Origin of the sequence: Francisella sp. SYW-9 (genome assembly GCF_008711465.1) — a bacterium.
In the GTDB taxonomy this organism is placed as follows: Bacteria; Pseudomonadota; Gammaproteobacteria; order Francisellales; family Francisellaceae; genus Francisella.
Genome location: NZ_VXKQ01000010.1, coordinates 15685 through 34476, shown reverse-complemented (window position 1 = coordinate 34476; position 18792 = coordinate 15685). Strand labels below are relative to the sequence as shown.

The window sequence follows — 18792 nt, the reverse complement described above, 5'->3', positions numbered from 1 at the left end:
GATATGAATCCAGTTTTTAAAACAGATAAAAAATCAGGTAATCAATCAGAGCAACTTATAAAAAGATTCAATGATTTACCCGCTTTTGTAGCAACTGGCGGCGAAATTTTATTTGTATCTAATGATTTTCTTGAAGTTCATCTGAGATTTAACTTAAATGAAAATACTAAAAACTATCATGGTACAGGTTTCGGTGGCGCAATATATTCTTCATTAGATCCAATATATCCTATTCAGTTATGTAGGATTCTTGGTGATGACTATGTTGTATGGGATTTATCAGCAAGTATCGATTATCTTAAGCCAATTACTGATCATGTATATGCTCAATTTTTATTATCTGAAGATACTATAGCCAATATCAAAAGAGATGTACAAATTAAAAATAAATCTGTAATTAGTTTACCTGTATGTTATCAAGATCTAGAGAAAAATATCTATGCTAAAGCTACTAAAACAATATATATAGCAGATAGAGAATATTTTTATAATAAAAAATAGTCTGGCTAACCATCTTTTACATAGCTATGAAGTCTTACATCTCTTTGTTTAGTTACTTCAGAATACTTAAAATCTTAAAAAAACTCTAAACATTTTTATGAAGAGTCTGAAATTAAGAAAATTGTTATTGATTTTATTTCTTGATGAATTCTTATTATTTACTAAGCATTTTATTTCTTTGAGCTAAAGCATTATTAACTAGTTTATTAAACTTATCATAGCTACAATAACTCTTATTATCGCATGCTGGAATCTTAATGTCTTTACCATTATAAGTTATATTAACTCTATAATCATTGTTGACTTTAAATAACTCAAAATTCATATATGACGCATAATGAGGGTTTTTATATATAGGATCACCAAGAGCACTCATCACTATTGCTATAGTAGTATCATGACCACCATAAACAACGTACTTAAGATTCGTATTCTGATCATTGATTTTTGATGACAAATATTTATTTAAGTTACCTAAGAATGGTGATCCGAGTAAATCACCAATATTTTTTGGACCAAGTTCATATAAACCTGCCCAGTTACTTAATGGATAATACTTATCATAAGTTTTCATACTGATGCCTTTAGGAAAAGGAACATTATAAATAGTACGAACATGTAAATCATCAAAAAATCCACCTGCATCAGAAAGATTTGTTATTTTATATCCTGCAATTTTTGACCATTTGTCTAACTGTTTATTAGTTATTTCACCATTATATTTTTTCCATACAGCTTGTGTGTGAACTTCTTTTTCTGCAAGTTTATTAAATACTTGAGACTCTTTTCCAGATCCAATATCAAATACTGGAGCATTTGGCAAAGTAAATATAGGAATCAGATTTAATGCCCCTGGCAATGCAGGTAAGCCTGAATCTAGTTTTGGACCTGTCCCAAGAGGATATAGTCCATATAAAAATGATTGAGTACTAACGACTAATCTATTTTCTTGTCCTGCTAAAGATATAATTGTTCCATTAGAGTACGTTTTTGGTAAAAGATGATATTTATCCATATAAAGTTGTCTTATATGCTTTCCAAGTTTATACTCTTCTCTCATTCCAAGAGGTGTTAATTCGCCATTACCGCCTTTCCATGAATAGCTATATTGAGGATTTTTAATTGGCATATATGGAGTTCTGTCTCCATGCCTAATCAAAGTCGCAGCAAATATAAGTTTGCCATTAGATATAGAGCTATCTTTTTTTACAGCAACATTATCCGCAGAAAAACCCATTGATATACTAATCAAACCAGTAGCTAGTAGTGTAACTTTTTTTAAATTCATTATATAATTCCTTTTAATTTTAAGTTTATTACTTAATTTTTTACAATTATCATTTCTTAAAGTTAAATAGATCTTATTTGCTATCTTAGATAAAATAAAAAATTATGACTTTTTAAAACATACTAATAAATAAATCATAAAAGCTGCTATACAACAATATTAAGAGAAGATTTAATTAGATTTAAATTAAGAAATATAAAATTGTAAAACTTCTAATTATACTGCATAATCTAATTCTGCATTTTTAATTGACAAATCATAGCTGACACTATTTCTTATATAATGATTATTTCTACCTCAGCAGACTTTGTTAGTTTATAACTTTTGAAAGAAAATACCTAAAAGTACTATTTATAACTTAAGCTTTTCAAGAGCATTTATAATTGCCCTCTTTGTAACTTGTTTTAAATGAATAATATCATCTAAACTTGAATTTAAAGGAGGTAGCCAATAAAGTGTATTTCCTAGAGGCCTTAATAAAGCACCTAATTTAATAGATTCTTTATAAACATCAAAACCAAACCTATATTTATCTATATCTAAATCCACAGCAATCACACCTCCTAGATTTCTAATATTCTTTAAAATAGAAATTTCTTGTTGTATCTCTAAAAAACAATTATGCATTATAGTTTCTAGCTCAGTTACATTATTTAATATACTTTCCTGTTCAAAAATATCTAAAACACTATTTGCTGCTACTACACCAAGAATATTGCCGCTATGAGTATGTGAGTGTAAAAATGCTTCAGACATTTTATCTTTATAAAACATATCATAATACTGATTTTTTGTCAGAGTAACACTAAAAGGTATCACTCCAGATGTAACACCTTTCGATATACATAAAAAATCAGGAGAAATATCGAGATAATCTAAAGCAAATAATTTACCTAACCTTCCAACACCCGTCATAATTTCATCAAAAATAATATAAACATCATTTTGCTTACACCAGCTACATAACCTATTGAGATAGTCTTTACTATACAACAACATACCTCCAGCTGCTTGACATAGAGGCTCAACTATTAGTGCATTTATACTTTGTTTATTTTCTTCTAAAAATTCCTCTGTTTTATCCCAATGATATTTTGCATCCTCCCATAGAGGATCTGTTTTACCACTAACATATGGTAGATCTTTTATAATTAAACTATCAAATAGCAATGTTTCATATGGCTTTGAATATAAGCCACAATCACTAACACTCATAGTTGCTAAAGTTTCACCATGATAAGAGTTTTCAAGACAAACAAACTTAGTTTTAGAAGTTTGATTTTTAAGTTGGCGTAAATGTATCGTCATTTTTAAAGCAATTTCAACAGCACATGAACCATCAGCAGCATATAATGTTTTATCCATCGATGTTAATTTACATATTCTATTACTAAAACGTTCAACCTCATCATTTGTTGTATTAGCAAAAATTGTGTGTTCAAACTTATCAAGCTGATTCTTTAATCTATCTACGATATATGGATGTCTATGTCCTAATGATTTACACCACCAGCTAGATATAGCATCAAAAAGCTTTCTGTTATCTTGCGTATATATATAACTACCTTCTGTTTTATTTATACTTAAAGGAGGAACTTGTTCAAAGTCTTTCATTTGCGTACAAGGGTGCCATATATTTGTGCTATACTTCATTGTAAACTATTTATGTATTTTTTGGTTGACATAAATTATATACAAGATATACAATAATTTACAACCTAAAGTTATCTAACATATAAACATGAATTTAGAACAAGTCAAAGCAATATATGATACACCTCTTACAGAATTAATATTTAGTGCTCTAGAAGTCCATAAGAAAAATTTTAATAATGATATAGAGCTATGCTCATTAAAAAGTATAAAAACAGGAACTTGTCCTGAAGATTGTAAATACTGCCCTCAAAGTGGGCATTATAATACAAAGATACAAAAACATAAACTTCTAGATCTAGATAATATTTTAGAAGAAGCAAAACAAGCTAAAGCTAGTGGTTCAAAGAGATTTTGCATGGGAGCCGCTTGGAAAAATATTCCTAAAAAAGATTTAGATAAAGTTACAGATATTATATCTGAAGTAAAAAAACTAGGATTAGAAACATGTGTAACTCTAGGTAGTATAAACCCTGAAGAAGCAACAAAACTAAAAGATGCAGGTCTAGACTATTATAACCATAATTTAGATACTTCAAGAAGATACTATCCTGAAATAATTTCAACTAGAAAATTTGAGGAAAGAATAGATACTATAAGAAATATAGCTAATGCAGATATCAATGTCTGTTGTGGTGGTATATTAGGAATGGGAGAATCCCTAGATGATAGACTTAGTTTATTATTGGAATTATTAGAATTACCATCACCTCCCAAAAGTATCCCTATCAATACTTTGATACCTGTAAAAGGAACTCCTCTAGGAGATAAATTCTCAGAAGCACAAATTGATAGTATAGAGCTTGTAAGGTTTATAGCAACAACTAGAATTCTTTTCCCTGAAGCTAGACTTAGACTATCTGCAGGTAGAGAAAATATGTCTATAGAAACTCAAACTTTGTGTTTTCTTGCTGGTATTAACTCTATTTTTTATGGTAACAAGCTTCTAACTGAGAATAATGCTACTGTAAACTCAGATAATTATCTATTATCAAAATTAGGATTAACAGCTTAATCAAAAATCATGCTAAATCTAGAAAATAAGTATATTCAGTATCAAAAAGATAACTTATTAAGAGAGTTAGCTATTAGTGATGTTCATAAAGAAAAATCTACTACAGATTTTACTAGCAGTGACTACTTAAATTTATCTAATTCTATTAATCTAAAACAATGTTTAATCGATGGTTTTGATAAATATGGCTTTGGTAGTAAAGGATCTAATATTGTTTGTGGCTATACTGATGAAACCCAAGAATTTGAAACTACTTTTGCAAAATTCGTTAACTATCCTAGAGCTATATTTTTTAGTTCAGGATTTATGGCAAATCTAGCTATTTATTCAACTTTATTTGATAAAAGTCAAATAATCTTTGCTGACAAATATATTCATGCTTCCATTATAGATGGTATCAAATTATCACAAGCAAAACTAAGAAGATACAAACATCAAAACCTAGCTCATTTTAAAAGTATTTATGATGATAAAAGTTATATAACTACAGAAGGAGTTTTTAGCACTTATGGAACAGTTAGTCAGCTAGATGAAATATCTACTACAGCTAAAGGCAAATTAATAGTTGATGAGGCACATAGTTTTGGTGCTCTAGGGAAAAATGGTAAAGGCTCTATAGATAAATATAAACTTAGATACACAGATTGTCCTATCAGTATATTTCCTTTAGGTAAAGCTTTCGGTGGAGTTGGTGCTATGGTCTGTACTACAGATATAATTGCTGAATACCTAATCCAATTTGCTAGAAACTATATTTATACAACTGCTCTCCCCCCATTAATACTAAAAACTTCTATTTTACAATTAGAAAACTTAAAATCCGCAGATAATCAAAGAATAGCTCTTTATACGAATATTGATCTATTTAATCAATTATGTAAAGAAAAAAAGCTAGAGTTATTATCAGATGATATATCCCCTATTAAAAGCATTTTAATAAAGGACAATAATTTAGCAATAAGTTTAAAAAATAAACTTTATTCTAAGAATATATTAGTTGCATGTTTTAGGTATCCAACAGTTCCTAGAAGCCAAGCTCTTCTTAGGTTTTCATTACACTCAAATAACACATCAGACCAAATTCAAGAAGCTTTAGAAATTATCTCTAAGGAGGTAAATTATGGATTTATATAATAAAGTCGAAATAAACTTCTCTAATGCAAGCCAGTATACACAAAAAAGTAGTATCCAGAATAAAGTTAGGCAGATGCTTTTAGCTGAAACATTAAGATACTCAAAATTACTAAATTATAATCATATAGATAAAATACTAAACTTAGGGGTTCGCGATCTTAATGAACCTTTAGAATTAAATAAAACATTTAATCCTAATAAAATTGATATTGGAGATATTGCTCCACCACAAAACTCTAAAAATATAAAAAACCTAAATACATATAAACTTAACTTCGACAAAGATTTAAATATAGTTGGCAATGATTATGATTTAGTATTTTCGAATATGTCATTTCAATGGAGTCAGCATTTTGAACATTTAATAAAAAATATATCAAATAAACTAAATAATAATTCTATTTTAGCTTTTAGTACAATTTTAGATAACAATTTTCATCAACTAAAAGATATTCTTCGCATAAATAGAATGCATAGTAAATCAGCAACTCTAAAATTTATTAATAACTCTAACCTAACTTGTTTATACGATAATAACTTCTATATAAACAAAAGCTTCAATAATTTTAAAGAAGTCATTGGGCATTTAAAGTCTACTGGTGTAAATACTTATACAGGCAACAAGATTAACTATGATTATAAAAAAATAAAACAATTATACTCAAATCAAAATCAATTTAGTCTTAGCTATCATGTTGGTTTATTTATTTGCTTTAAGGAATAAAATCATGAAAAAAATCTTTATTATAGGGACAGATACAGAAGTTGGTAAAACATATGTCTCAACTAATTTAATTAAGGCTTATGAATTACAAAATATTAAATCTCTGTGCTTAAAACCAGTAGCATCAGGTAAAAGTAAAAAATCAGATCTTTGTGAAGATGTTAAGAGTATCGTAGAAGCATATAAATATAAATTCTCACCTGATGAGATAAATCTAATATCTTTTAAAGAAGCTATAGCTCCTCATATAGCAGCAGCAAAATTTAATGCAAATATATCCTTAGAAAATTTAGAATCATTTATTAAGAGTAAATATACTAAAGACTTAGAAATACTCATGGTTGAAGGAGCTGGAGGATTACTAACACCATACTCTAACCAAATAACTCAACTTGATCTAATAAAAACTCTACAAATAACTGTGATATTAGTTACATCAATAAAAGTCGGTTGTATTAATCATACCTTACTAACTATTAATGAACTAAAAAGACACAATGTCAAACTAGCATCTTGGATAGCTAACTGTAATAACCAAAATACTAGTTTTATAGATGAACAGATAGAAACTATAGAAAAATTATCAGGATATAAATGCAGCGCAAAAATAAATCAAAATGCTAATTATTCAGATTTTATAGAACTATCTAAGATACTGATATCTCCTGAGGAAAATGAATAAGAACTAGTATTATTTTCAATTATTATTTCACCTATATCAGATAAGCTCTTATATTTGCAGTTAGTAAATTTCTTATCTGCTAATACTAGAGTAAACTCTTTATCTTTTAAGTAATTTAAATTCTCATAATCTGTCTTAAAAGAAGAAAAACCCTTTTTAGTAAACATTATTAAATCTTCTCTTATAACATTTACTATTTGTATAAGTAAATTTGTCCTATTAGCATGTCGATTAGATTCTAATTTTATTGAAGTCCAGTTCTTTGTAATATCTTGATTATTTCGCATATTCACATTTAAACCAAAACCTATAAAAAGCTTAGCTCTATCATTCATTTCCGCCGAAATATTTATTATTACTCCACCTATTTTCTTATCATTAATATAGATATCATTTGGCCATTTTAGCTTAGCATTTAAATCCAACCTATTTAAGACCTTAGCTATACTTATGGCTATTGCTAGCGATAGACCATTTAACTTAGATATATCCAGATTAACTATCTCAAATAATGTACAATAAATATTTTTGCCAAATGGCGACACCCATTTTCTATTAAATCTACCAAAACCACCTGTTTGATGCTCTGAAATAACAACTGCATTATCTTGGAAACTATTTTGATTCTTAATAGCATATTTTGAAGTGGAGTCTATGGAATAAAAGTAGTTTACATTTTTAAAAACTTTCTTAAGTTCATCTAGCTTAATTAGATCAAGCTTTTCATCTAGTATATAACCTACCTTTGAATTAGAAAAGATATCTATCTGATAGTTATCTTTTAGTGCTTTTATATTTTTTGATATAGCAGCCCTAGATATACCTAAATTATCTGCAATATCTTGACCACTAACATATTTTTGATCATCTAAAGAATTTAAAATTTCTATTTGAGTTTTATTCATAAGATGTTTTATTTAAAATATCTACGGCTTTTTAAATAGTATATAAAAACTAGCTCTTACAATATAGGTTTTATTACCGAATAACTTTATAAAGCTAAGCATTTCTCATAGTTTTATAAATTCCTAATGATCCTATAGTTCCAGCTATAACTAAAATTAGCGTATATAGAGCTAATCCAGAGATGCCATATTTAGCTGTAAATATACCAGCTAATAATGGAGCTGCTCCACTTATTCCATTACCAATACTATAACTAATAGCACATCCAGTAGCTCGCCATTCATTATCAAAAACTAATGCAAAAAAAGGAGATACTGCACCTTGGATAGCAGCCATAATAATACAAAATATCAAAATCGCTAAAAAACTTATCATAAAGTTGTTAACTGCTATTAACATAATCAATGGGTAAAATAATAAAACTAAAGCTATTAATGCTAAATAAAATACTTTTATATGGCCATATTTATCTGAGAGATATCCAAATACTGGATAAAAAATACATGCAAAAAATAATACTATACTATTTAAAAATAAGGCTCTACTCTCTGGTATATGTTGATACTCAATTTGATAGTTAACAAGGTATGTAAAAACCATATAATATAATGAAGCGCACATACATGTTATTAATGAAACTATTATTATTTGCTTATACTGTTTACATAATGCTACTACCAATTTTGTTTGTCGCTTTTGTTTTGGTGGTTGCTCAGTATAATTTTCATTTCTATTTATATATATGTAAATCGCAAAGAGTAAGCCACTTAATATAAAAGGAACTCGCCAAATCAACTGATGATGATTAGCAAAGATAACTTCAGAAAGAGTACCTATTATAGAGGCCAATAAAAATCCAGCTGAAGATATTGCAAATATAATACCCACAGATAAGCCCGCACTTTTCTTTGAATTAGTAACTCCTAATGTTATAAGCGTCGGAAATTGCCCACCTACAGATAAGCCTTGTATCACTCTTAATATAATTAATAAAATAGGAGCTAAAATTCCTATACTAGAATAATTTGGTATTAAACCTATTAATACTGTTGATATACCCATGGCAACAGTACATGCATTTACAACATATGCATAACTAAATATATCAGCTAAATATCCCATAATTAAAGCACCTAAAGGCCTTATAACAGTCCCAATAAAGAAAACTGCAAAAGTTAGTAGTAAAGATAACTGATGATTTTCTGTAGGAAAAAAATTAGTCGATATAAATGTCGCAAAGTAAATATATAATGAGAAATCATACCACTCTAGTATATTTCCATACGAAATCTTTAGAAAAGATATAGTCTTTTGGTTCATGTGAAACTATTTTTTTGCAGTTTTACCAAATTAGTATACATAACATAAAAACTTATTGATACTTTAAAATCAAATAAACTATTACTTGTTATTACCAATCAAGATATTTTCATACTATAATGTAAATTAACAATATACATGTTTGGAAATTAAAAATGAAAATAGCTGATGTAAAGAAAAATGTTTTTTCAATGCCTTTAGTTTCACCAACTGCAAACAGAATTGCTTACAAATTTACTAATAGAGAATATTTTATTATTGATTATCTAGCGGATATTGAAACTTTAAAAAAATATGTCCCTGAACCACTTCAACCAACAGGTCTTGTAAAGTTTGAATTTATGAAAATGCACGATGCAAATGGTTTTGGTAGTTTCAATGAAGCTGGTCAGCTTATTGAAGTAGAGCTTGATGGTAAAAAAGGTTTATACTCACATATTATGCTATTAGATAATTTGCCATCTATAGCTGCTGGTCGAGAAATTTGGGGCTTTCCAAAAAAATATGCACACCCTACTCTAACTGTAGATTCAGACACTCTATTAGGTACTGTCAAATATAATAGTGTAGATGTGGCTTTTGGTACTATGGGTTATAAATATGAAGAGCTCGATAAACAAACTGTTAAAAAAGCTCTAGAAGAAACTCCAAACTTCCTGCTTAAGACTATTCCTCATGTAAATGGTAAAGATGTAAGTGTTTGTGAGCTTGTGAAATATCATGTAAAAGATGTTACAGTTAAAGGAGCTTGGACTGGACCTGTTGAGCTACAAGTATTTAATCATGTTCAAGCAGCTCTTCATCACTTGCCAGTTAAAGAAATTATCAAAGGATCTCACTTTATAGCTGATGTCACTTTAGGGTTTGGTGAAGTAGTTTTTGATTACTTAAAATAAATATTTCTATATTTAATTCTTAGTAAATATTAATTTCAAATATCTAGAAGCAATTATTATTATAGCAACAATCACTATCCCTATTATGGTATATATTAATCTAGAAACACTAATATCATATCCTGACATATGTGCTAGTTTTAAAAGCATTGCCACAAATATTGTTAAAAATAATACATAACTACCATAATGTTTTATAAAACAACAAATTGTAAAAAATGTAGATACAATTAAAACTAGCCAAATAATATATGGATTAAACAAATAAATAGCTAAAGGTATAGCAAAGAATGAACCTATTAAAGTACCTATCAATCTATGCTTTATAGCTTTTGAAGATCGAATGATATCAGGCTTAAATATTAATAACACAGTCATTGGTATCCAGTAACCTATCTCAATATTAAAATATATTGAAATAAAATTACCTATGATTAAACCTAATGAAAGACTTATCGCATATAGTGTTGATTCTAGATCAAGAATAACTTTAATTGATCTTTGTATATTATTATTTCTATCTAGTATTTTTGTCTTCTTAGTTAGAAAAACAAATACTAGTATAAATAACATAGCTCCAACAAAAGTCAAAACTCCCATTATAGTAGAGTCTAGAATATTAAAGCTAAAACCTGTACCAATCACATACATATCAGCAACAAAAAGTGTTCCTAAAGAAAATACTAAGTCAGATTTTGCGGTATACCCTATTACAAACGAAAAAATTAATAAAATAATAGAGCTTACAATCAAATTAGAAGAATAAAAGCTACCTATTGCTGCGGCTAAGCTAATAAGTATCGAGAATATTACTCCAGCAACTAGCTTAAACTTAATATTATGATCACGTATTGAAACTTGATGGAGTGTTGCTATAAAACAGCCTAAAGCTGCAAATAGCCCATAAATATTTTGTGGATCAAAGATAACTTGATATGCCGTAAATAATCCTATAGTTAAGGCCGATGATAAACCTAGGATAGAGCTTGATTTTCTTAGACAAATAAATTTACTTAACAATTTTAGACTTATAGATTTTAATAAAAAAATTTAATGTAAGATTATATCTCGTAAACTTACAAATTGCCTTATATTTTAGCTAAAAAATAAAATAATAGACTTTCTTAAACTTTCCAATATCAACAATCCATAATAATGTTGTTTTACCCTGTCTAATATCTATTTTTTGACGAATATTATTTACTTGAATTGTATAATTACCACTATCAAGCTCATCTTCAAATAAATCAACACTATTTGGTATCAATAGCCAACTTCTTAAATCTGCTCTTTTAGGATCAGTATTTGAAAGATTGAATTTCCCATAACTTCCAAGTAACCCTCCTAAAGCAAAGCCTTTATCAATTTCATGTTTAACAACTTCAATTACAACATTTTGTGTAATTATTCTAGGATACTCTTCTACCAAAGATTTAACAGCAAAAAGTGTACCATCTAAAAGTGTCTGTGTTTGAGTATTAACTAGTTGCCTATCTCCATCAGAGATTGTTACTTTTTTAGGTCCAAAGAAATTATAATTAGTTTTATAAATTGGAAAATCTATCTTTTTAATACCTGCATCTTCTAAGTCTAAAGGTACTATTTCAGTTCTTCTTACATTAACTAGTCCTTGCTCATAGAAAACAACGACTCTACCCATTCCCATAGGAAATGGTGAAGTCTGACTTGCAATTGCTGCTTGGTATTCATTTTTAGTTTGATCAAGATATCTATTACCGACAGTGTAACTTTGAGCTTTAGCTAGATCATCAACTGCTTTCTTATAGTTTTTAGAAACTGCAGATTCTAAAATAGCTTTAAAATAATAACTCATAGGATTACCATATGAATTAGGAATTCTATTTGAAAAGCTTGCCATTGTCTTTAATGTTTTAAAGCTCTCACCACGAAGCTCCTTATCTGTAAAATCATCCTCTTTTAAACTTTTCTTCGCAATTTTCTTCATTTCATAAGTAAGTACTTGTTGCTGGTTATACCACATGGCAGCATTATCTAAGCTATTTAAAGAGTTCAAAGCCTCTTTAACATTATTAGTCTTTAAATAATTTAATGCTTGATAGGTATATAAAAAAGTTATTTCATAATCAGGAATATTATATGCTGACTTAATATTATAATAACTATAAGTATCTTTGCCTAACAATATAGACTTAGTTTTTTTGATAAATTCTTTTTTATTTGTTGGTATGGTTACTATAGCATCATTATATGATTTTATTGAATTATGATAGCGACCATCAAGTTGTAAAAGCCTCCCAGCTTCAAGTTCGTTTAATGTTTTTAATTGCTTAGCATTTCCTATATTATTATTTTGCTTAATAGCTTGTTCTAAATTAGATTGAATAATGTCTTTACGTACTGAACCGAATATCCAAGGATAATTATTCGATGCAAATTCAACGTCTGTTTTATCTTTTTTAACATCTTTAGATACACTACTACAACTACCTAAAGCTAATAAAGCGCATGATAAAAATAATAACTTTTTAATTTTCTTCATTTTGATAACACCAATGCCAGGGCTCATAAATAAATCCATATTTATTTTTAGGTGGAAAGCTCATTTTAAAACCAAATTTAGAAGCATTCTTTGTTAACCACTTAAAAGCTTTTGTCTTTTCAAACTCTTCTGTTAAGACCTCCTTCTCATCAGCTGTAGTCAAATCTATGGCCCTACCAGTATGATGCTCACTTTGACCAGGCAAAGCATTTACTTTAGTAATTTGCTCAAGAGTTTGTCCATTAGCTAACTTCCTATCAATAATTTTCTGCTGATATTCATAGCTTCTAAAACCAGATACTATAAATAGCTCTACTTGATCTATTTTAGCAGCCTCTTTAAGAGTAAGCCATGCTTTATATGTAGCATGCTCTAAAAATAAATCTCTACCAAAAAAATCCTTACCTGCAGATACTAATTCACTTTCTTTAGCTTCTAAGAAAATTACCTTTTCTACCATATACTATCTTCTTGTAGTTTTAAGACATTTTTTAAATATTCTTGATGCCTACTTATATCTTGTACAGTCTCATCTGCCTTACGTAAATTTAGTTTACTAAGATCTATTTCAATATTATTCTTACTCGCTGTTTTTGCTGTTTGTAATGTTAAGTTAGTTTGTCCACCAGTCATTGCAAGATAGACATCTGCTAACAACTCACTATCTAGTAAAGCTCCATGAAATGTACGGTGATCATTTCTTATCTGATATCTTTTACATAAAGCATCAAGATTATTTTTCTGCAGAGGATGTTTTTTCCTAGCAATATCTAGACTATCAATAATTTTTGCAACATGATTTTCTAAAGTTCCATATTTATTATCTTTTAGAAGTCCAAGTTCCCAGTTTATAAATGGCACGTCAAAAGCTGCATTATGAATAATAACTTCAGCATCTTTTAAAAACTCTATCATCTCGCCTGCTTTTTCTTCAAAAAGAGGTTTATCTGATAAGAAATCATTAGTCAAACCATGAATAGTTAGTGCTCCAGCCTCTACCTCATAATTTGGATTACAATAAAAATGTAATGTGTTACCAGTTATTCTTCTATCAATAACTTCAACTGCACCAAACTCTATAATTCTATTACCTATCTTATAATCAAAACCTGTTGTTTCGGTATCTATAAAAACTTGTCTAGACATTAATATTTTATACTCAGAGAAAATCTATGCGGATAATTATAGCAATAGATCACTATAAATATAATGTATAGTTTAAAGAAAGATAATTTTGTTTCTCATTAAGATGTGTACTACGTGAATTAATACTCGTATAATCAAGCCCTAACCAAGAGCCATAAAAAATATTATATCTAACACCTGCTCCATATTGATAAGAATAGTTTTGTGCATTTTGCAAGATATGTGAGTAATCAATATATGGAATAAGCCTCTTATTAAAAATTGTTGCGGTATAACTGGCTTGAGTTGACCATGATGCAACCACCCCTCCAGACCCTAAAAAGCCATCATATATTAAATTAGCACTGGGCCTTATTGATCCAAAAAATGGCACTCCTGCGATATTTTGAGGACTAACAGATGAAGAATTATTTATCCCACCAACACCATTGTCCGTAATTAAAGCCTCCGCCTCAAAGTTTATATCTGAAATTGCCAGACCATAGTTTAAATCAAAAGACCCTACATTATTTCCATTTCGAGTTTGAAAACCAGACACATTTGAATATGCTGCACCAAAAAATTGATAATCACCAACCTTATCCATCTGATAAATATATTTAGCATTCAAACTAAATCCAACACCACTTTTACTACCTGCGTTTGTTGCACCAAAGTAGTTACTTGGATTAGCATCTAGTATTACAGCATTTAAATGCAAGTCTGGGGTGTGATACGAAAAGTTGATATTTCCACCAGCTTGCATAAAGTATGTGCGCGTTAATGTTGGAACATAGTTAGAAACAATATCAAAGTTACCAAACATAACTGTTGAGTTTGCAACATAGCCAAAAAATGGACTCTCTGATAAATTACCGACAATCAGATATATTGTATTTGGTGTAACATTAAATCCATCACCATGATCTTGATAAAGTGTAAAACCAAGTAATGCACTAAACCATGATGAAATTGTCGAAGCTGCATAAGCATTTATAGCATATGAAAATTCTTTATTTTCTCCTCCTTGAGGCACTTTATTTAGCCTAAACCAATCAAGTAATGCTAGTTTGGCTCCAAAGTATATATAATCATCATCTAAAATACCTTGTTGTCTTGCCTGGAGCATGAATAAAGGATCACCCGTATCCTGCTGTACGTTCAGCATCGCATGAGAGAAAGTCTCACTAACTCTAAAGCCATTAAAAAAAGATGTTTTTATCGCATTATAGTTTAAAGCTTCGTTAATTTTATTATCAATACTCTTTTTTGCAACTGCTCTTTTTTCACTATCTGAGAGAGCTTCACCCTCTTTTACTGCTAAATCTTGTATCGCTTGTTTGGCAATTTTCTCTTGCTCTTTTTCTTGCTGTTTATAACTCAAAGGTGTTATGTTATCTATGAAATCCTCATTTGGAAAAACTCTTCTAAAAGCATTAGACTCTAGCTGTCTCATAAAATTAGGAGAATATTTACTACTTTGATCTTCAGAGCTATCACTACTCTGAGATACACCATCTGCCATAGCTATATTAAATATAGTCACAACTAAGAAGATATTAATTAAAGTAAATATTCTTTTAAACATAGGTAAATGTTTATTTTAAGCACGAGCCACTAGTTGTTTTGATAATATTAATGATCTGGCTATGGCTTAAAGCCTCTCCTTCTTGCATTTCAATATCATCAATTAAATTAGCTTGTTTATTTGAAACATTAATAGTCTTACCATTATCATTTACAATATATGCATAACACAAATTTAAAATAGCAACTAATAATATTAAAAATAAAACTTTCTCAAGCTTCATAATTATTAATTATACTTTTTTAACAAATTGAGATTTTAACTTCATAGCTCCAAAACCATCAACCTTACAATCTATATCATGATCACCTTCTACTAAACGAATATTTTTAACTTTAGTACCTACTTTTATAACTTGTGATGATCCTTTTAGCTTTAAATCTTTTATTACAGTAACTGTATCACCATCTTCTAGTAAATTACCATTAGCATCTTTTACAGTTAAACTATCATTATCAATCTCATTTAGCTGCCATTCGTAACCACATTCTGGACAAATTAATAATTCCCCATCTTGATAAACATATTCAGATTGGCATTTAGGGCATTGTGGTAAAGATTGCATGTTAGTTCCTATATCTCTTAATAACGATAGTAGTTTAACATAAAATTAACAATAATTTATTTTAAATAAATATCCTCATATATAGAGCTAATATATTGTCCTGTTGAGAAAAGTCTTTTGCTTTACCTCTATTATATCCATAACTAAAGCCTACCCAAGCATCTGAAAATGCATTATACCTAAACCCTGTATTTACCATTGCTGAATAATTATCAGATGCTTGTTGGATCTGAGAATAACTAATATAAGGTACAAAATCTTTATTATATAAATTAAAAGTATAGTCTAGCTGTGATGACCAAGAATATACTCGTCCACCACTAGTTAGAAAGTCTTTAGATTGTAACCCTGGAAATATTGAGGCAGAAAATGATTCTCTTAGATTAAAGCTTACTGAAAGATCTGTAGTTTTGCTTACACCTTTGTCAGTAAATACAAATTCATTAATAAATTCAAACTTATTAATATTCATACCAAAGTTAAAATCTACCACACCGACATTATCATTATTTTGATTTGTAAAGCCAGATACATTTGAATATGCTGCGCCAGCATACCAATAGTCTCCAACTTTATCTAAATCTTTAGTGTATTTTAGGTTTACTGAATAGCCTAAATTTGTATTACCATTATAAGCATTCGCCACCTGCAATAAATTATTATTACGTGAAGATCCTAAAAAAACAAAATTTGCCTGTAATCCATGTTGATTATAAGAAACATTAACATTACCTCCAGACTGCATAAAATATAGCCTTGTTAATGTAGGTAAAAAGTTGGTTGTTTCGTTAAAATTACCAAAGTTAACTGTAGATAAACCAGCATATGAATATATAGGGAATTTATCAAGATTACCTAATATAAAAAATATATTACCAGGAGTTACATTCCATTGACCATTTGTTGTATAGGTGTTTAATGAAGCATAGACAGAAGTCCACTCACCCAAAGTGCTTAATACATAGTATTCTAAGGCATAATTATTGACAGAGTTTGAAGATAAGTTGCTCTGTGAATCTCTACCCCATACAGGCGTAAAAGAACCCATTCCACCCAAATATAAATAGTTATCTTTTAAAAGTCCATTCTGACGAGATTCTAATATAAATAACCCATCTGCAGTCTCTTGTTGTGTATTAAGTAACGCTTGTGAAAATATTACATTATTATCTATACCATCAAAAAATGGTGGTTTAACTTTATTTAAATGAGTAACTTTTAGTAATGATTTACCAATATCAAATGTGCTACCTGACGAGATAGATTCACCTTCATACTCTTCAACATCATCAATAGCGAAGTTATTTTTTTGATTAGCTTGATTTTTATTAGCATTAGCTAATTCTTGTTGAGTATTTATATTATTACTAGCAGCATAAATATTATAAGTAAGCGAAAACAAACCTATAAAGATTAAGAAAAGTCTTTTCATTTACGCAGCTTAAAAAAATAGAGAATTAAAGAGAATAATACTTTATTGAGAATAGCTTAAATTATAGATCTACAACATGGCCAGATAAGTATTCTGCAACTCCTTCTGGAGAAGCTTTCATACCATCATCACCTTTATTCCAGCCAGCAGGACATACTTCACCATGCTCTTCATGGAATTGTAAAGCTTCAACCATTCTAGTTACTTCATCCATATTTCTACCTAATGGAAGATCGTTTACTACTTGATGACGTACTACACCATCTCTATCGATCAAGAAAGTACCTCTAAATGCCATACCACCTTCAGATTGAACATCATAAGCTTTTACGATTTCTTGATTTATATCTGCAACCATCGTGTATTTAACTGGTCCGATACCACCTTCATTTACTGGAGTATTTCTCCAAGCATTATGTGTAAAGTGAGAGTCAATAGATACAGAAACAACTTCTACACCTAGTTCTTTTAGCTTAGCTGTTCTTTTATCTAAAGCTATTAGCTCAGATGGGCAAACAAATGTAAAATCTAGTGGGTAAAAAACTACTACAGCATATTTACCTTGAGTAGCTTTTGCAAAATCATAACTATCTACTATTTCACCATCACCTAGTACAGCTGGTGCATTAAATACAGGAGCTTTTTTTCCTACTAATACCATAACATCTTCCTCCATTTAGTAAACTTTTATGGTTATTTATCAAAATTAACGATACTAATTTTGCGCATTAATTACTCTTATGTCAACAATATTTATTGTATATAATATTCTGCACTGAATGTAACAATATAAAAAACTATGCTTTTACCTGTTCATAAAAATACTAAGCTTTTAATTTTTGATTGCGATGGAACTATTGCAAACAACATGCATATACATACTAATGCTTGGATAGATGTTTTAAGTAAAAAAAATATTACTATCACAGCAATTGACCTAGAAAAATATAATGGCTTACCAAGCGAAACTATTTTAAATGAAGTTTTTAAGTTTAATAATGAGCAAATACCTTCTATTGCTGAGGAGATCAAAACTACTTCTCATAAACTGCTAAATGATACAAGACCTATTGAACCAGTTGTTAATCTAGTTAAGCATTACTATAAAAAAACACCTATGGTTGTAATATCAGGAGGTAAAAAAGATAATGTATACAAATCTTTAGATATACTAAATCTTACAGATTTATTTGATGAGATCATTACTGCTGATGATAATCACCCTCGTAAAGACTCTCCAAAAGCATTTACCTTATTGGCTGAGAAATATAATGTTAAAAATAATGAATGTCATGTCTTTGAAGATGGTGTCCCTGGTTTGATAAATGCGTTAAAAGCAGGCATGACTGTCACTGATGTGAGAAATATAGACTTAAACTAAAAAAATAAGACACCTAATATAAATAATTGATAAAATATATTCTATATTTTTAAAAATATCT

At 29.0% G+C, this 18792-nt stretch carries 20 protein-coding genes; 7 read left to right on the top strand and 13 right to left on the bottom strand.

All coding sequences use genetic code 11. The features are described 5' to 3' along the window. Positions 1 to 3: 3 nt before the first annotated feature. Positions 4 to 501, top strand: a complete 498-nt coding sequence (locus F3D62_RS06160) for a PaaI family thioesterase (protein WP_150467374.1) — start codon at positions 4 to 6, stop codon at positions 499 to 501. A gap of 154 nt (positions 502 to 655) precedes the next feature. Here the strand turns inward: F3D62_RS06160 and F3D62_RS06155 are convergent, their stop codons facing one another. Further along, positions 656 to 1789, bottom strand: a complete 1134-nt coding sequence (locus F3D62_RS06155) for a histidine-type phosphatase (protein ID WP_150467373.1) — start codon at positions 1787 to 1789, stop codon at positions 656 to 658. A 351-nt stretch (positions 1790 to 2140) separates the two neighbouring features. Then, positions 2141 to 3442, bottom strand: coding sequence for an adenosylmethionine--8-amino-7-oxononanoate transaminase (bioA, locus tag F3D62_RS06150; protein WP_150467372.1), 1302 nt, complete (start codon positions 3440 to 3442; stop codon positions 2141 to 2143). Between the two features lie 88 nt (positions 3443 to 3530). Here bioA and bioB point away from each other — a divergent pair, with 88 nt between their 5' ends. From bioB to bioD, 4 genes are read left to right on the top strand one after another with little or no spacing between them, the layout of a single operon-like run. Then, a complete protein-coding gene (gene bioB / locus F3D62_RS06145) occupies positions 3531 to 4457 on the top strand; it encodes a biotin synthase BioB (protein WP_150467371.1) in 927 nt (308 codons plus the stop codon). Between the two features lie 9 nt (positions 4458 to 4466). Next, the gene (locus tag F3D62_RS06140; RefSeq protein ID WP_150467370.1) at positions 4467 to 5591 is read left to right on the top strand and encodes an aminotransferase class I/II-fold pyridoxal phosphate-dependent enzyme; all 1125 of its coding nucleotides are present in this window, start codon (positions 4467 to 4469) and stop codon (positions 5589 to 5591) included. Further along, positions 5578 to 6315 carry a biotin synthase gene (locus F3D62_RS06135; protein WP_150467369.1) on the top strand — a complete coding sequence of 246 codons (738 nt, stop codon included), beginning with the start codon at positions 5578 to 5580 and terminating at the stop codon, positions 6313 to 6315. Before F3D62_RS06140 ends, F3D62_RS06135 begins: the two co-directional genes overlap by 14 nt. A gap of 4 nt (positions 6316 to 6319) precedes the next feature. Next, on the top strand, positions 6320 to 6997 hold the full coding sequence (gene bioD, locus F3D62_RS06130; RefSeq protein WP_150467368.1) for a dethiobiotin synthase: 678 nt from the start codon (positions 6320 to 6322) through the stop codon (positions 6995 to 6997). Here bioD and F3D62_RS06125 read toward each other — a convergent pair. Further along, positions 6940 to 7902, bottom strand: coding sequence for a biotin--[acetyl-CoA-carboxylase] ligase (locus F3D62_RS06125; RefSeq protein ID WP_150467367.1), 963 nt, complete (start codon positions 7900 to 7902; stop codon positions 6940 to 6942). The two genes, bioD and F3D62_RS06125, sit on opposite strands and share 58 nt — an antisense overlap. Before the next feature lie 94 nt (positions 7903 to 7996). Continuing rightward, entirely contained in the window at positions 7997 to 9223 is a 1227-nt protein-coding gene (locus tag F3D62_RS06120) for an MFS transporter (protein WP_150467366.1), read from the bottom strand. A gap of 155 nt (positions 9224 to 9378) precedes the next feature. On the opposite strand from F3D62_RS06120, the gene F3D62_RS06115 reads away from it, so the two are divergent. Continuing rightward, entirely contained in the window at positions 9379 to 10119 is a 741-nt protein-coding gene (locus F3D62_RS06115; protein ID WP_150467365.1) for an acetoacetate decarboxylase, read from the top strand. 12 nt (positions 10120 to 10131) lie between these two features. On the opposite strand, the gene F3D62_RS06110 is transcribed toward F3D62_RS06115, so the two are convergent. The 9 genes from F3D62_RS06110 to F3D62_RS06065 all read right to left on the bottom strand — a co-directional run bounded on the left by F3D62_RS06110 (position 10132) and on the right by F3D62_RS06065 (position 18011). Next, positions 10132 to 11139 (bottom strand): FUSC family protein, encoded by a 1008-nt coding sequence (locus F3D62_RS06110; protein WP_150467364.1) that lies wholly within the window; start codon positions 11137 to 11139, stop codon positions 10132 to 10134. Between the two features lie 79 nt (positions 11140 to 11218). Continuing rightward, complete coding sequence (locus tag F3D62_RS06105) at positions 11219 to 12640, bottom strand: hypothetical protein (RefSeq protein ID WP_191092549.1); 1422 nt, start codon at positions 12638 to 12640, stop codon at positions 11219 to 11221. Continuing rightward, on the bottom strand, positions 12627 to 13100 hold the full coding sequence (locus F3D62_RS06100; RefSeq protein ID WP_150467362.1) for a D-alanyl-D-alanine carboxypeptidase family protein: 474 nt from the start codon (positions 13098 to 13100) through the stop codon (positions 12627 to 12629). The genes F3D62_RS06105 and F3D62_RS06100 overlap by 14 nt, the downstream gene beginning before the upstream one ends. After that, positions 13094 to 13786: a DNA polymerase III subunit epsilon gene (gene dnaQ / locus F3D62_RS06095; RefSeq protein ID WP_150467361.1), complete on the bottom strand. Its 693-nt coding sequence runs from the start codon at positions 13784 to 13786 to the stop codon at positions 13094 to 13096. Before dnaQ ends, F3D62_RS06100 begins: the two co-directional genes overlap by 7 nt. A gap of 52 nt (positions 13787 to 13838) precedes the next feature. After that, positions 13839 to 15353 carry a hypothetical protein gene (locus F3D62_RS12740; protein WP_191092548.1) on the bottom strand — a complete coding sequence of 505 codons (1515 nt, stop codon included), beginning with the start codon at positions 15351 to 15353 and terminating at the stop codon, positions 13839 to 13841. Between the two features lie 10 nt (positions 15354 to 15363). Beyond that, positions 15364 to 15576, bottom strand: coding sequence for a hypothetical protein (locus F3D62_RS06080; RefSeq protein ID WP_150467360.1), 213 nt, complete (start codon positions 15574 to 15576; stop codon positions 15364 to 15366). Positions 15577 to 15585: 9 nt separating this feature from the next. Then, complete coding sequence (locus F3D62_RS06075; protein WP_150467359.1) at positions 15586 to 15918, bottom strand: zinc ribbon domain-containing protein YjdM; 333 nt, start codon at positions 15916 to 15918, stop codon at positions 15586 to 15588. 61 nt (positions 15919 to 15979) lie between these two features. Then, on the bottom strand, positions 15980 to 17350 hold the full coding sequence (locus tag F3D62_RS06070) for a hypothetical protein (protein ID WP_150467358.1): 1371 nt from the start codon (positions 17348 to 17350) through the stop codon (positions 15980 to 15982). A 61-nt stretch (positions 17351 to 17411) separates the two neighbouring features. After that, positions 17412 to 18011, bottom strand: coding sequence for a peroxiredoxin (locus F3D62_RS06065; protein ID WP_150467477.1), 600 nt, complete (start codon positions 18009 to 18011; stop codon positions 17412 to 17414). Positions 18012 to 18149: 138 nt separating this feature from the next. Here F3D62_RS06065 and F3D62_RS06060 point away from each other — a divergent pair, with 138 nt between their 5' ends. Continuing rightward, positions 18150 to 18731 carry an HAD family hydrolase gene (locus tag F3D62_RS06060; RefSeq protein WP_150467357.1) on the top strand — a complete coding sequence of 194 codons (582 nt, stop codon included), beginning with the start codon at positions 18150 to 18152 and terminating at the stop codon, positions 18729 to 18731. Positions 18732 to 18792 lie beyond the last annotated feature (61 nt).

Excerpts from the sequence above, each read along its gene's own strand:
- F3D62_RS06155 (WP_150467373.1), bottom strand. The coding sequence starts at position 1,789 with ATGAATTTAAAAAAAGTTACACTACTAGCTACTGGTTTGATTAGTATA.
- F3D62_RS06160 (WP_150467374.1), top strand. The coding sequence starts at position 4 with ATGAATCCAGTTTTTAAAACAGATAAAAAATCAGGTAATCAATCAGAG.
- bioD (WP_150467368.1), top strand. The coding sequence starts at position 6,320 with ATGAAAAAAATCTTTATTATAGGGACAGATACAGAAGTTGGTAAAACA.
- F3D62_RS06070 (WP_150467358.1), bottom strand. The coding sequence starts at position 17,350 with ATGAAAAGACTTTTCTTAATCTTTATAGGTTTGTTTTCGCTTACTTAT.
- F3D62_RS06065 (WP_150467477.1), bottom strand. The coding sequence starts at position 18,011 with ATGGTATTAGTAGGAAAAAAAGCTCCTGTATTTAATGCACCAGCTGTA.
- bioA (WP_150467372.1), bottom strand. The coding sequence starts at position 3,442 with ATGAAGTATAGCACAAATATATGGCACCCTTGTACGCAAATGAAAGAC.
- F3D62_RS06100 (WP_150467362.1), bottom strand. The coding sequence starts at position 13,100 with ATGGTAGAAAAGGTAATTTTCTTAGAAGCTAAAGAAAGTGAATTAGTA.
- bioB (WP_150467371.1), top strand. The coding sequence starts at position 3,531 with ATGAATTTAGAACAAGTCAAAGCAATATATGATACACCTCTTACAGAA.
- F3D62_RS06140 (WP_150467370.1), top strand. The coding sequence starts at position 4,467 with ATGCTAAATCTAGAAAATAAGTATATTCAGTATCAAAAAGATAACTTA.
- F3D62_RS06115 (WP_150467365.1), top strand. The coding sequence starts at position 9,379 with ATGAAAATAGCTGATGTAAAGAAAAATGTTTTTTCAATGCCTTTAGTT.
- F3D62_RS06060 (WP_150467357.1), top strand. The coding sequence starts at position 18,150 with ATGCTTTTACCTGTTCATAAAAATACTAAGCTTTTAATTTTTGATTGC.
- F3D62_RS06080 (WP_150467360.1), bottom strand. The coding sequence starts at position 15,576 with ATGAAGCTTGAGAAAGTTTTATTTTTAATATTATTAGTTGCTATTTTA.
- F3D62_RS06105 (WP_191092549.1), bottom strand. The coding sequence starts at position 12,640 with ATGAAGAAAATTAAAAAGTTATTATTTTTATCATGCGCTTTATTAGCT.
- F3D62_RS12740 (WP_191092548.1), bottom strand. The coding sequence starts at position 15,353 with ATGTTTAAAAGAATATTTACTTTAATTAATATCTTCTTAGTTGTGACT.
- F3D62_RS06120 (WP_150467366.1), bottom strand. The coding sequence starts at position 9,223 with ATGAACCAAAAGACTATATCTTTTCTAAAGATTTCGTATGGAAATATA.
- F3D62_RS06125 (WP_150467367.1), bottom strand. The coding sequence starts at position 7,902 with ATGAATAAAACTCAAATAGAAATTTTAAATTCTTTAGATGATCAAAAA.
- F3D62_RS06075 (WP_150467359.1), bottom strand. The coding sequence starts at position 15,918 with ATGCAATCTTTACCACAATGCCCTAAATGCCAATCTGAATATGTTTAT.
- dnaQ (WP_150467361.1), bottom strand. The coding sequence starts at position 13,786 with ATGTCTAGACAAGTTTTTATAGATACCGAAACAACAGGTTTTGATTAT.
- F3D62_RS06135 (WP_150467369.1), top strand. The coding sequence starts at position 5,578 with ATGGATTTATATAATAAAGTCGAAATAAACTTCTCTAATGCAAGCCAG.